We start from the raw sequence: 13,173 nt of genomic DNA on the forward strand, positions 1-13,173 counted from the left end.
TGGGTAAAGTATACTAAGCTTAAGACACTTATTGATTTAGATTTATTAGTAGAAGTCTATAATGTGATATATTATTGACTTCGTATAAATTTTTTATACTTTATATAGTGAGGTATTTGTTATGAGAGAATTTCATGTAGTAGTTACTCAAGATGAAGAAGGTTATTTTGTGGCTGAAGTATCTGAGTTGTCTGGTTGTCATACTCAAGCAAAGTCTCACGATGAGTTAATGGAAAGAATAAAAGAAGCTATTGAGCTTTATTTAGATGTTGTAGAAGGTCAAATCCCAGAAGAGATTAAGATTATAGAGACCCAAGCGGCTCTAACGTGAAATTTCCTTCTCTGACAGGTAAAGAGATAGTAGAAATCTTAAAGAAAATAGGTTTTGAAGAGATTAGACAAAGAGGAAGCCATGTATTTTTAAAGCATCCAGACGGAAGAATAACCGGTTGTTCCATTGCATTCAGGAGAAACTGTTGGACCAGGATTATTTTCTAAAATCCTTAAAGATATAGGGCTTACAAAAGAAGAGTTTTATAATTTAATGAGAAATAAAAAATAAAAAAATATTGAGGTTTCTAATTAACCGTGTGGAGTTGAAAGTTTCATTCTACTTTGTAATAAAGGGTTATCTCTTTGTTGTCCCTTATGATTTTTACGCTGAAGCTTTGGCTGTTTCTTAATGTACCTAATATTCTAAAAGCATCTTCTGGAGAGTTTAGACTTTCATTGTTTATAGAAAGAAGTATATCACCTGGTCTTATACCCATCTGGGCAAAAAGCGATCCTGGTTTTACGCTTTTAAACATAAAACCCTTTGGAGTGGGTACAAGGTCTATATCGCTAAACATCTTATAGGGGTTTGATGTAATTTCAAGAAGCTCGTTTCTATTTACTGTATAAGTATTTTGATTTAAGCTACCGTTTAAAAGTTCTTTCAAAGAAGGAAGACCACTTGGTGTATTGGCACTGTTTATCTTAGCACCTTTTGAAAGTTTTAGAGTAAGGGTTTTGCCGTCGTTGCTTGCTATTATATAAAAAGGTTTTATCTCTTCTATTGTAAAACCGCAAAAACTATCTCCTACCATAAGCACTTTTTTACCACAATTAGAGCTTACAAGCACCATAGAATAAGCGGGATTTTCACTGTAGGCTATAGCAAGTACTTCCATGTTTGAGCTTGGGCTAGTGGTTTGAGGAGTTATTTTTTGGTGTGCAAATTTACTTATAGCTTCCATTAGATCATTTTCATTAAAAGAAGATGGTATCGTTGGCATTTCTTGATTCAATACAATTTTTAGGCTTTTAATATTGTAATAAGAAGATAAAATACTTGTAAGTATAAGCAAAATACTAACTATTAGGCTGTATGTTGCATAAGACTTTTTCAAGGGCTTATCTCCATAAGAAGATCAAAGTTTTGTTCTCCAGTGTAGTCTGTAGCTTTTAAAAAATTTATCTTAAAACCATCGTTTTCTATCTGATAAACTATATTAGCAAGTGTTTTAATATCAACGTTTGATGCTTTTACGTTGTAAAAACCGTTTTCATATTTTATATAATCTACTTTTGTATGTGAAAATAAATTTCTAACATAATTTTCGTTTAAAGTTTTTGTTTTGGATTTACCATTTTTGATAAGAAAACTTATATATTCATACTGGGCTATTTTATTGTAAAGTGCTTCTTTTTCTTTTTTTACACTATTAAAAGCCTCAAGAAAAATAGCTACAAAAATTACAACATATAAAATATACCTTATTCTATATAAAAAATAAACATACCTTGGTGATATATTTATCTTCCTAAAATCCATTTTTGAACTACCTCTTGTTTGTTTCCCTCACTTAGATTTCTTGAAGAAACCACATTTTCTAACGAGCTTAATTCATACGAGCTAATCTCTGATTTTACACTTATAGCGTTATCTTTGTAAAAAAGCTCATATACTTTGGCATCTGGTGGTAAGTTTTTATAGGCTTTTAAAAGGAGTTTAGAGAGTTTAAAGCTGTCTTTTGGTATTATAGAAGCTTTAGTTTGCTCTTTTATATCCACTATCGGGATATTTGGAAAAGCTTTTTCAAAAATATGTTTTTCTTTTTCTTTTACTATTTTTATTTGATAATGTACTGATAAAAGAAACACCAAGTAGCTTATTAAAATCCCCAAAACAAATATACCTATACTTACAAATTCTTTTTTTAGCTTTTGAAAAGATATCCTTTGAATTTGGTTAAATCTATCTTTGACTTTTTTTAAAGCACCACCAAAAGCTATAAGTTGACCCTTTTTAATATATAGCATAGGTAATGCTCTTAAGTTAGGAGCTTTTATATCTTCTATATCGTAAAGTATATCACCTTCAATTGTGTTTAGTTTGTCTATAAGTTCATCTTTGTCAAATATTACCTCATAGTAAACTATATCCTTATTCTCTACTCTACAAAGCACATAAGCATAAACATCTTTAAAAACCACGTAAAGGTTGTCATAGCCCATGATATCAAGAGCCCTTAAAAGAGCCAAAGCCCATATATCTTCTGTGTCAAAGTCTATAGGCTTTTTGGTTAAAAATTTATATCCAGATATATCCAATATACTTGATGTAGGATCAATACTTGAAGTATCTTTTATCAAAAGAGCATCCTTTACAGGTAGTACTCTAATTGTTACATCTTCTTTACCTTTATTTTCTACTATTTCAAAAGAATTTTTTATTTTTCTTAGAACTACCGAAGTGTCTAAATATATACTCCTTATGAGCATTTAATCATATTTTTTATCAGACCTTACTCTTACTACGGTGTGAAGATTTCCCCTTGGATGAAAATCCCCTATTACCTCTAAAAATTTTGGTTTTAAAAGCTCAAAAAGTTTGTTGTATATGGTGTTTGTAGCTGCTTCATGAGATATATATTGATTTCTAAAAGAGTTTAGCCATAGTTTTAAAGATTTTAATTCTACAATGTATTCGTTTGGTATATACCTTATCTTTATGGTGGCGTAATCAGGATAACCAGACCTAGGGCAAAGACAGCTAAACTCTGGAAAAGACATTTCTATTATATAGTCGTTTTCTTTGGCTGGGTTTTCCCATGGTTCTAAAGCTGCTTTTTCTATTTCAATTTCACCGTACTTTTTCTCTTGTTGCATAATGGGTATAATGATAATACAAATAAGATGTTTTGTCAATTACAGAGTATTATAATTATCTTATGTATTTTGCTTTTAAAATACTCAAAAATCCCTACATTAACGGTATTTTATTTACGCTCATATGTTTTTTGCCTATATATTTTTCCAAAAGCCCAAAAGTCTCCAACATATCTATAAAAACTGTAGACCTAAGAAAAGCTCATATATCCATTGGCAAAACATCTAACATCGCTTATATCGTTTTAGCTTCAGATCCCAAAACCCTAAACCCAGTACTAGCTCAAGAGACATCTTCCACCGATGTAATCGCCCCTCTTTTTAACGGCCTTACAAAGATTGACTTAAAAACTATGAGCATAAAACCAGAACTCGCCTCTTCTTGGAAAATACTAAATAACGGAAAAACCTACATAATATATCTTAGAAAAGGTTTAAAATGGTCCGATGGAAAACCCCTAACCGCTTACGATGTAGAGTTTACCTACAACGATATATATTATAACCCTCATATTCCAAATTCTATAAAAGATACGTTATCAGTGGATGGTAAACCTTTCAAGGTAAAAGCGTTAAACAAATACACTGTAGAGTTTGATTTGCCTCACCGGTTTGCCCCCTTTCTACAATCTATAAGCGCTCCCATACTACCAAAGCATATTTTAGAAAACGCTGTAAAACAAAATACCTTTAACACATTTTGGAGTGTATCTCAAAAGCCTTCTTTAATAGTAGGCTCTGGTCCTTATAAGCTCGTCAAATATGTAAAAGGCCAATATGTAGAATATGAGGCAAATCCATATTATTATAAAAGCCCGAAAAACCTCCCTTATATAAAACGTATCAAAGCTTTTATTATACAAGATAAAAATATAGCCCTCATTCAGTTTTTAGAAGGAGATATATCTTACATTGGACTATCCCCAGAAGATCTATCTTACTTTGCTTTAAACAAACCAAAAACCCCGGCTATAGTATATGACTTAGGGGAGACTCCAACCACCACGTTTATCACATTCAATCAAAATCCTCATGCAGATATACCAAAATACAAACTAAAATGGTTTCAAAACAGATTTTTTAGAGTGGCTATATCTTACGCCATAGATAGAAAAGCTATAGCTTCTATGGTTTACAACAACATGGCAAGCCCGCTCTATGGACCGATAACCCCCGCCAACAGACCCTACTATAAAAAAGGTTTATTTAAACGTTATCCTTTTAATCTATCAAAAGCCAAAAAACTTTTTATAAAAGCTGGTTTTTATTACAAAAAAGGTAAGCTCTACGATAAAGATGGTCATAGAGTAGAGTTTAGTCTTATCACAAACTCAGATGCCCAAGATAGAAAATATATAGGAGCCATTGTAAAAGAAGACTTGGAAAAAATAGGTATAAAAGTGATATTTCAACCAATAGACTTTAACTCTTTGGTATCTAAACTTACAACACCTCCTTATCAATGGGAAAGCGTTTTGATAGGGCTAACTGGTTCCATTGACCCAAACGATGGTAAAAACGTTTGGTATTCAAAGGGTTCTTTACATATATGGCATCCTATGGAGAAAAAACCAGCCACACTTTGGGAAAAAGAGCTCGATACGTTGTTTGACGAAGGGTCAAAAACTATAAATCCCAAAAAGCGTATAGATATATATAGAGCCGCTTTTTATTTAATTCAGCATTACGAGCCTATGGTTTTCATAGTCACGCCTAAAAGCCTAATGACCTCAAAAGTTTATATGAAAAATTTTTATCCTACAGTCTGGGGCTTTTATAAAAAAGATTATATGTATATTAAAAGGTGAAAGGCTATTAGATAGAAGTTTCTGTTATAACACGATATAATAAAGACACAAACTGATTAGTTTCATAGTTTTTAATGATAAGAATTAGATATTATTTTTATGGATGATAAAAGAGTATATATATTTGATACGACGTTAAGAGACGGTGAGCAAGCCCCTGGTTTTTCAATGACCATAGACGAAAAGCTCCAAATGGCTCATCAGCTGGCAAGACTTGGGGTTGATATCATAGAAGCTGGTTTTGCCATAGCTTCTAAAGGAGATTTCGAAGCTATAAAACTAATCTCTGAGGAAGTAAAAGGACCTACCATATGCTCTTTGGCAAGGGCAAACGAAGCTGATATAGAAAGAGCTGCCGAGGCTTTAAAATCAGCCGAAAGAAAACGCATACACACTTTTATAGCCACATCCGATATACACATGCAGTACAAACTCAAAAAAACCAAAGAAGAAGTGTTAGAACTTGCTAAAAAAGCGGTAAGGTTTGCAAGAAACTTTACAGACGATGTAGAGTTTTCCTGTGAAGATGCCACCAGAAGCTCAAAAGACTTTCTTTACAAAATCATAGAAGAGGCTATAAAAGAAGGTGCCACCACTATAAATATTCCAGACACCGTTGGATACGCTACGCCTTTGGAGTTTTATGAGCTTATAAAAAGCATAAAAGAAAATGTTCCAAATATAGACAAAGCCATTATAAGTGTGCATTGCCACAACGATCTTGGCATGGCTACAGCAAACTCACTTATGGCTTTAAAAGCTGGGGCAAGACAGATAGAATGCACTATAAACGCCATAGGAGAAAGGGCTGGAAACGCAGGACTTGAAGAAGTGGCGATGGCTTTGGTAGTAAGAAAAGAATACTTTGATAATCTTTATACCAATATCAACACAAAAGAGATATACAAAACCAGTAGGCTTTTATGTAGAATCACCAGCAGCTTCGTACAACCAAATAAAGCTGTGGTAGGAGACAACGCCTTTGCCCATGAGTCTGGCATTCATCAGCACGGTGTGTTGTCAAATCCTATGACCTACGAGATCATGAAACCAGAAGATGTAGGATTTCCATCAAACAGAGTTGTACTTGGTAAGCACTCCGGAAGACACGCTTTAAAATCTCGTTTGCAAGAGCTTGGCATAGAACTCCCAGAAGAAGAGTTTGAAAAGCTTTTTGAGGAGTTTAAAGCTCTTTCTGATAAGAAAAAATACATATACGACGAAGACATAGAAGCCCTCATTTACAAAGATGTATTAAAACAAGACAACAAGTCTTTAAAACTAATAAGCTTTCAAGTCCAAACTGGAGACAATTTACTTCCCACTGCCACAGTTAGTTTAGAGATAAACGGCGAAAAGAAAATTTTTACAGCCACCGGCGATGGTCCTGTAGATGCTGTTATAAAAGCTATAGAAAAAGCTCTACCTCAAGAACCTAAATTCTTGGATTACTCCATAAAAGCCCTTACACCAAACACCGATGCCCAGGCAGAAGCAAGGGTTTTGATAGAGCTAAACGATATAAAATCCTCTGGCAGTTCCACAGATACAGATATAGTAAAAGCCAGTGCAAATGCCTTCTTGGATGCTGTAAACAAAGCGCTTTTCAAAAAACAAGTAAAAGAAAAAGCTATAGAAGGAGTTTAAGTTTTATATGATTTTAAAAGCTCAAAAATCTGAGGCGCTATATCAAAAGCATCAACACCTGTCCATATTCTAAAGCTCTCTAAGCCCTGATAAACGAGCATGGGAAGGCCGTTTACAGCAACGGCTCCTTTCTCTTTTGCTTTTTTTATAAGAGCTGTATCTTTGTATATCACATCAAAAACTATATGATGAGCTGATATCTTATCGTAATCAAAAAGAGCTTTATCATCATCTTTTAATCCCACAGATGTGGTATTTACTATGATATCTACGTATTGAAGTATATCTTCTATGTGTCCTACCACTTCTAAATCAAAAATCTCTTTTAGTTTTAGGGCTTTTTCTATGGTTCTATTGTGAAGGTAAACTTTTACACCAGAGCTTGTAAGAGCGTATATTATAGCTTTTGAAGTCCCACCAGCTCCAAGCACAAGAGCTTTTTTGCCATTTAAAGAAGTTTTTTCTTCCAAAGCCCTTTTAAAACCTATATAATCTGTGTTGTAGGCTTTTATAATGTTTTCTTCAAAAAAAAGTGTATTGCAAGAACCTATTTTCTTTACATCATCAGAGATCACATCTACAAATTCCAACACGTTTTCTTTATGGGGTATTGTAATATTTAGGCCTTTTATAGACATTGCTTTTGCGCCTTTTATAGCAATTTCCAAGTCTTCTGGTTTAACTTCAAAAGGCATATATATAGCGTTTATATTCTTTTTACTAAAAGCAAAAGACTGAAAAACAGGGGATAAACTATGTTTAACTGGATACCCAAAGATACCATAGCAAAGGGTTTTACCGTTTGGTAAGCTCATCATCTTAATTTTAACGTAGCTATGGTAAAAATTGCAAGAAGTATAGATATTATCCAGATTCTTACAACAATCTTTGGTTCTGGAGTGCCGTTTAATTCAAAATGATGATGAATGGGTGCCATTTTAAAAACCCGTTTTCCTTTTGTAATCTTAAAAACGCTTACTTGAATTATTACACTAAGGGCTTCCACCACAAACACCCCACCAGCTATTATAAGGGTTAGTTCTTGCTTTGACATGATAGCAAGCATACCAAGGGCTGCTCCAAGCCCAAGAGATCCCACATCCCCCATAAACATTTGAGCGGGAAAAGAGTTAAACCACAAAAACCCAAGACCAGCCCCTACTACAGCCATGCCAAATATAGCAAGTTCTCCGGCGTTTTCAACATAATGAATCTCCAAATACCTTGCTAATATGCTATTACCAGCCACGTAAGAGATGATCCCAAGAGCAAAAGCAGTAGTCATAGCTGGGACTATAGCAAGTCCATCAAGTCCGTCTGTAAGGTTTACAGCATTTGAAGTGGCTATTAGTATAAGCATTACAAAAACTATATAAAAATATCCCAAATCTAATTTTAGGCTTTTAAAAAAAGGGAAATATATATGAGTATCTATGTGCATAACAAAGTAAAGAAGCGACGCACTTACAAAGCTCACTATTATCTGACCGAGCATCTTAGACCTTGCGGATATACCTTTTTTATTTTTTAACTTTACAAAATCATCTATAAAACCAACAATGGCAAAACCAAAAACCGTAAAAGCCATTATCCATGTTTGGGCTATATCAAGCCTCATGAGCAAAATTGAGGATAATTCAAGGCTAAGTATTATTATAAGCCCGCCCATTGAAGGCACAAACTTTTTCTTAGAATGAGTCTCTGGGGTATCTTCCCTTACATAGCCCCCGTATAATCTATTTAGGGCTGTTACTTTTCTCATAAAAATAGGAGATAAAACAAGCGTAATAAGAAAACTTACGATAACAGCTATCAAAGCCCTAAAGGTGATATATCTTAATACGTTGAATAAAAATATATGACTTTTAAGGACTAACCCAAGCCAATATAACATTTAGCACCTGTTTCTACTAAGAAGCCTATCTAAGATTATGGCGGCGGCGTTTCTAACCGAAAGATGATTCCAATCGGAAACCCCGTAGATGGGTTCTAATATAAGATCAAAGGTTTCCATCAAAGATTTTGGTATACCATATCCTGTACCAAATATTATAAGATAATCATTATCATTAGATTTTATAGCCTTAGAAAGCTCTTTGTAAGATATCGTATTTGGATAAGTCCTCGCGTCGGTACCCACCGTTATGGGTTTTTTGCCTTTTTTAGAGATAATATCTTCTATAATCTCTTCATAGTTATAAACAAGTTTTACCAAAGATACGCTTTCATACCTTGTAAATTGTTTATCTTTGTTTTCTTGGGAAGTCCAATACTCTATCTGTCTTTGGATAATCTCCCTTTGAGCATCCACCGGATGAGCTATATAGTAAGTCTCTACACCGTAGGTTTTTGCAGGTCTTGCTATATCATGAAGATCAAGGGTAGTAAAAGATGTGATAATTCTATTGCCGTATCTATCTGTAGCGGGCCAATGCAAAACTCCTATAAAAACGCTCATTTAAACTTGTGTTCCTCTTTTCTTAAAAGCCTAAAAACGTTGTCTTTGTGCTTATAAAGTATAAGAAAAGCTATCATTGTAGCCCCAAGTTTTTGAGATGTGCTAAAATCTCCTTCCAAAAACAAAAAATACCCTACTAACACAGATGTTATAGAAGCTAAAGATACATATCTAAAAAGGTAAAACACAAAAGCCCAAACCAAAAACATCTTTAAAGCAAGTAAAGGCGATATCCCAAACACCACTCCAAAAGCTGTAGCTACCCCTTTTCCACCTTTAAAATCAGATCTATAAGAGTATATATGACCAATCACCGGTGATACCATCACAATCCCAAACCAAAGAGAGCTTGGGTCTATATAAAATCTATCTAAAATAGCTATCAAAAATCCTTTAAAAGCATCCAGCAAAAACACCAAAGCACCGTATTTTTTACCAAGGGTTCTGGTGACGTTTGTGGCCCCTGCACTTTTACTACCAACAGATGTGATATCTATACCTTTGTAAGAGGCTACTATCTTAGCAAACAATATAGAACCAAGAAGATAACCAAAAACGCTTAAAAGAAAACCTATTATAAACCCCATATCAATAACCGCTCTCTTCCTTAGGCTTAAAATCGTTTCCTATAGAAAACATCCAATTAAAATATTTTTCATAAATATCTGCTAGTTTTTGGCTTTTAATAATAAGAAGGTTTTCATAGTTTAGTTTTTCAGCAGATGCAGTCCAGTTGTAAGAACCAGTGATTATCTCTTTACCATCTATAACAGCAAATTTGTTGTGCATAAGACCTTTTACAAACCTTGTTTCCTCAACGGGTAGGGTCTTTATAGGAATACCGGCTCTGTAGAAAAATCTTGATCTTGAAAACCTTGTATTGGCTTCTCTTACATCCATTACAAGTCTAACTTTTACACCTCTTTTGTAAGCATCTATAACCGCCTGGCCAATGGGTCTTGATGTAAAAGCATACATTGCTATATCTATAAAAGAATGTGCATGATTGATCTCTCTTATAATAGCATCCGATGCTCCGCCGTTGGGTGAAAAGTACACGGAAACTTGGGTGTTGTTTATATTTATAGTTTTAGCACCAGAGGGTTTAGAAGAGCAAGAAAATATAAATATGCTAAAAATGGCAATTAGTATAGGTGTAAGATAAATTTTTAATCTCATAGGTATTTAAAGGCTTTCTTAGCTATGTCTTTTCTATAAACAGCATCTTTAAAATCTATAAGGGATATTGCATCGTATATATCATCGATAGCTTTTTGTAGATCTTTTGATTTGGCACAAACGGTCAAAGCCCTCCCGCCTGAAGAGTAGATCTCGCCATTTATTAGCTTTGTGTTGGCTTGAAACACTAAAACACCTTTTTGCTGGGCTTTTTCCAAATTTCTTATAGGTGTTGGCTCGCAGTTTGAATAAGGGTAGTTTTTACAAGCCATAACAACTCCCACTGCAAACTCATCGGATATAGCATCTTCCAATGTTTGTGGGTTATTCACTATATCTAAAAGGTCCCTTTTAAGCCTCATCATAAGCACTTGAGCTTCTGGGTCTCCAAGCCTCACGTTAAATTCTAAAACGTAAGGTTCACCTTCAGATATCATAAGCCCTATATACAAAAACCCCGTATAGTTTAAACCTTCTTGTTCTAAGCCATACATTACAGGCTTCACAATCTTTTCTATTATCTTCTTATCTAGTTCTTTATCAATAATAGGAGCCGGTGAATAAGCGCCCATGCCACCGGTGTTGGGTCCCTCGTCGTTGTCTTTTAACCTTTTATGATCTTGAGATGTGGGTAGAACCCCAAACTTACCATCTTTTATAGCTATTATGTAAGAAGCTTCCTCTCCTCGTAGAAATTCTTCTATCACTACTTTTTTACCAGATTCACCAAGTTTATTCTTTATCATAAAATCTTCTAAAACTTGAGAAGCCTCTTGTCTTGAAGACACTATGACTACCCCTTTACCAGAAGCAAGACCATCGGCTTTTATAACAGCAGGATAACCTATGTCTTCTATAAAGTTTAGCGCTTTTTTAGGATCTGTAAAACTACCATAGTTAGCGGTAGGTATTTCATATTTTGACATGAAGCTTTTGGCAAAATCTTTGGAGCTTTCAAGGTTTGATGCTTTTTGAGACGGTCCAAACACCAAAGCTTTATCTTTTAGTAAATCTTTTATGCCTTTTACCAGATATATCTCTTGGCCAGGTATTACTACGTTGATGTTATTTTTTATTATAAAATCTGCTATATCTTCTATCTGATTGGCATTTAGATCCACATTGGTGGCTATTTGGGTGGTACCGGCATTTCCTGGGAAAACAAATATTTCTTTTATGCGTGGGTCTTGTTTTAATTTCCAAACTATAGCGTGCTCTCTAGCCCCAGAACCAAGTACTGCTACTTTCATCTTTTTTTATTGTAGTATAAAAGATCACCATCATCATCAAATTTTGCTATACCGTTACTCCCTTTCACAGTGTAAAGACAGCCTTTTTTGGTATGAGATACTTTTATATCTTTTATATCCCCCACATAAGAGCTAGCATCTGCAGTTATAGAATTAACGTCGCAGTTTGACATAGGCTCATATTTTCTATGCCATGCCAAAGATAAAGAAATCAGTCCTAAAATTAAAATAATCCCTTGTTTTAAAGCTTTTAACATAACGATATTATTTTATCATAAAAGCCTAAAATAAGCTTAAAAATAAAAAGTCTAGCAAATATTACGGGACGTCGTGAATTACTATTGGTTTTCCAGCGTATTTGTTTAATATATTTATCCCCACCTGTACACCAGAACCAGCCGCACAAGTAAACATAGAACTAAAACCTGCTAAAAGCCCTGCTACATAAAGATTTTCTATAGCATCGCCGTTTTTATCAAAAGCCTCATAGTTTTTGTTTGTTTTTATCATAACCCTTCCTGGTTTTGGAGAAAGAGGGTTTTCTACAACATCTATTTCTAACCCTTCTATATCAAAAGCCTTAAAACCAGTAGCCAAAACCAATACATCTGCCTCAAAAGTATCACCAGAATCAGTTTGCACTGAAAAGATGCCATTTTTTGAAATCTTTTGAACAGTACCTTCTACTATCTCTACACAAGGATACTCTTTGGCTTGGTCTTTTATCTGTTCTAATAGTTCTTTTCCGATGGTACCTCTTTTTATACCGGGTACGTTGTTTAGTTTTGCGCTTTTAAGATCAGAATTCCCATTATCTATAACAAGCACTTTTTTGCCTTTGGCAAACTCCATTTCGTGTTCTACCGCAGAACCTACTGTAATAGCACAAGAAAGCCCAGCAGGTCCACCGCCAACGATTAGAATATCGTATCTCATGAAAAAGATTTTAACCCACCAGAGCAAGATCTTTCAATGGTTTTTATCACAAGCAGGTCTCACAAGAAACTAAGAAACTCAATCATTTCTTGTTCTATGTTATACATATTGTCTATCATAAATTTTTGGATTTTATTTTTATAAAAACTATCCGCTAAAAACTCAACACCAGCAAAAAACTGCTCAAGGTTTGTTTTACTTATCCAAGCAAAACGTATTTTCATTCTAATTATAGTATTTAAAAGAGTAAATTGTATATCTGCATATTTATTGGAAAATGCGTCTAAAGGTTTATTTGTGTTTATTATAATACCGGCTCCAGCCTCAGATATATCTATTATTCTTGCCTGGAAGAACAAGTTGCTAATTATCACGGTGGCATCTATTGGGTCCTCGAGATTTATCCTTAAGAATCTTCTTTTTTCTCTATCTACAGCTACTATGTTGATATAATTAAGATTAGCTATAGATTTTTCTTTAGACACCACATTACAAAGAAGAGGCCTCAAAAGTATGCCAGTCCTAACCAACACATTTTTGCCAGGAGATATAGAATAAAGCGTTTCTTGATGCTCAAAAGCTAAAGATATAGATTCGTTTGATACATTTACTATAGTTGCTATACTACCGTTTAATACCGATTCTTCTTGCCATGTTACAAACACATTTTTGTTTCTAGCTTTTAAAAACATTAAAATTTTGAAAATATAATCTTTTTCAAGCATTTATACCTCCAAAAATT

Annotated in this window: 16 protein-coding genes and 1 pseudogene; 4 read left to right on the forward strand and 13 right to left on the reverse strand. The window is 34.1% G+C overall.

The window, feature by feature from the left end; all coding sequences use genetic code 11:
* Positions 1 to 121: 121 nt before the first annotated feature.
* Together HY04AAS1_RS05945 and HY04AAS1_RS08585 are read left to right on the forward strand one after the other, a co-directional pair.
* Positions 122 to 331, forward strand: coding sequence for a type II toxin-antitoxin system HicB family antitoxin (locus tag HY04AAS1_RS05945; RefSeq protein ID WP_012514218.1), 210 nt, complete (start codon positions 122 to 124; stop codon positions 329 to 331).
* Positions 328 to 562 (forward strand): annotated as a pseudogene (locus tag HY04AAS1_RS08585) (type II toxin-antitoxin system HicA family toxin). The gene HY04AAS1_RS05945 and the pseudogene HY04AAS1_RS08585 overlap by 4 nt, the downstream one beginning before the upstream one ends.
* A 43-nt stretch (positions 563 to 605) precedes the next feature.
* Here HY04AAS1_RS08585 and HY04AAS1_RS05950 read toward each other — a convergent pair.
* From HY04AAS1_RS05950 to queF, 4 genes are read right to left on the reverse strand one after another with little or no spacing between them, the layout of a single operon-like run.
* Positions 606 to 1,391: a PDZ domain-containing protein gene (locus HY04AAS1_RS05950; protein ID WP_012514219.1), complete on the reverse strand. Its 786-nt coding sequence runs from the start codon at positions 1,389 to 1,391 to the stop codon at positions 606 to 608.
* Positions 1,388 to 1,816 (reverse strand): hypothetical protein, encoded by a 429-nt coding sequence (locus HY04AAS1_RS05955; protein WP_012514220.1) that lies wholly within the window; start codon positions 1,814 to 1,816, stop codon positions 1,388 to 1,390. Before HY04AAS1_RS05955 ends, HY04AAS1_RS05950 begins: the two co-directional genes overlap by 4 nt.
* Positions 1,798 to 2,766 (reverse strand): hypothetical protein, encoded by a 969-nt coding sequence (locus tag HY04AAS1_RS05960; RefSeq protein ID WP_012514221.1) that lies wholly within the window; start codon positions 2,764 to 2,766, stop codon positions 1,798 to 1,800. The genes HY04AAS1_RS05955 and HY04AAS1_RS05960 overlap by 19 nt, the downstream gene beginning before the upstream one ends.
* The gene (gene queF, locus HY04AAS1_RS05965) at positions 2,767 to 3,153 is read right to left on the reverse strand and encodes a preQ(1) synthase (RefSeq protein WP_012514222.1); all 387 of its coding nucleotides are present in this window, start codon (positions 3,151 to 3,153) and stop codon (positions 2,767 to 2,769) included.
* Between the two features lie 62 nt (positions 3,154 to 3,215).
* Here queF and HY04AAS1_RS05970 point away from each other — a divergent pair, with 62 nt between their 5' ends.
* The gene (locus HY04AAS1_RS05970) at positions 3,216 to 4,961 is read left to right on the forward strand and encodes an ABC transporter substrate-binding protein (RefSeq protein ID WP_012514223.1); all 1,746 of its coding nucleotides are present in this window, start codon (positions 3,216 to 3,218) and stop codon (positions 4,959 to 4,961) included.
* 99 nt (positions 4,962 to 5,060) lie between these two features.
* A complete protein-coding gene (gene leuA, locus HY04AAS1_RS05975; RefSeq protein WP_012514224.1) occupies positions 5,061 to 6,608 on the forward strand; it encodes a 2-isopropylmalate synthase in 1,548 nt (515 codons plus the stop codon).
* Here leuA and aroE read toward each other — a convergent pair.
* The 9 genes from aroE to HY04AAS1_RS06020 form a co-directional block, all read right to left on the reverse strand.
* On the reverse strand, positions 6,605 to 7,426 hold the full coding sequence (aroE, locus tag HY04AAS1_RS05980; protein WP_012514225.1) for a shikimate dehydrogenase: 822 nt from the start codon (positions 7,424 to 7,426) through the stop codon (positions 6,605 to 6,607). The genes leuA and aroE overlap by 4 nt on opposite strands.
* Entirely contained in the window at positions 7,423 to 8,502 is a 1,080-nt protein-coding gene (gene mraY, locus HY04AAS1_RS05985; protein ID WP_012514226.1) for a phospho-N-acetylmuramoyl-pentapeptide-transferase, read from the reverse strand. The genes aroE and mraY overlap by 4 nt, the downstream gene beginning before the upstream one ends.
* A complete protein-coding gene (locus HY04AAS1_RS05990) occupies positions 8,503 to 9,066 on the reverse strand; it encodes an RNA methyltransferase (RefSeq protein WP_012514227.1) in 564 nt (187 codons plus the stop codon).
* Positions 9,063 to 9,653 carry a glycerol-3-phosphate 1-O-acyltransferase PlsY gene (gene plsY, locus HY04AAS1_RS05995; protein ID WP_012514228.1) on the reverse strand — a complete coding sequence of 197 codons (591 nt, stop codon included), beginning with the start codon at positions 9,651 to 9,653 and terminating at the stop codon, positions 9,063 to 9,065. Before plsY ends, HY04AAS1_RS05990 begins: the two co-directional genes overlap by 4 nt.
* Before the next feature lies 1 nt (position 9,654).
* On the reverse strand, positions 9,655 to 10,245 hold the full coding sequence (locus tag HY04AAS1_RS06000; protein ID WP_012514229.1) for a phospholipase D family protein: 591 nt from the start codon (positions 10,243 to 10,245) through the stop codon (positions 9,655 to 9,657).
* Positions 10,242 to 11,495, reverse strand: coding sequence for a phosphoribosylamine--glycine ligase (purD, locus tag HY04AAS1_RS06005; protein WP_012514230.1), 1,254 nt, complete (start codon positions 11,493 to 11,495; stop codon positions 10,242 to 10,244). Before purD ends, HY04AAS1_RS06000 begins: the two co-directional genes overlap by 4 nt.
* Positions 11,492 to 11,752: a hypothetical protein gene (locus HY04AAS1_RS06010; RefSeq protein WP_012514231.1), complete on the reverse strand. Its 261-nt coding sequence runs from the start codon at positions 11,750 to 11,752 to the stop codon at positions 11,492 to 11,494. Before HY04AAS1_RS06010 ends, purD begins: the two co-directional genes overlap by 4 nt.
* 61 nt (positions 11,753 to 11,813) lie before the next feature.
* The gene (locus HY04AAS1_RS06015; RefSeq protein ID WP_012514232.1) at positions 11,814 to 12,431 is read right to left on the reverse strand and encodes an NAD(P)/FAD-dependent oxidoreductase; all 618 of its coding nucleotides are present in this window, start codon (positions 12,429 to 12,431) and stop codon (positions 11,814 to 11,816) included.
* Between the two features lie 59 nt (positions 12,432 to 12,490).
* On the reverse strand, positions 12,491 to 13,156 hold the full coding sequence (locus tag HY04AAS1_RS06020; RefSeq protein ID WP_012514233.1) for a PilZ domain-containing protein: 666 nt from the start codon (positions 13,154 to 13,156) through the stop codon (positions 12,491 to 12,493).
* Positions 13,157 to 13,173 lie beyond the last annotated feature (17 nt).

This window comes from Hydrogenobaculum sp. Y04AAS1 (assembly GCF_000020785.1).
Classification (GTDB): Bacteria; Aquificota; Aquificia; order Aquificales; family Aquificaceae; genus Hydrogenobaculum.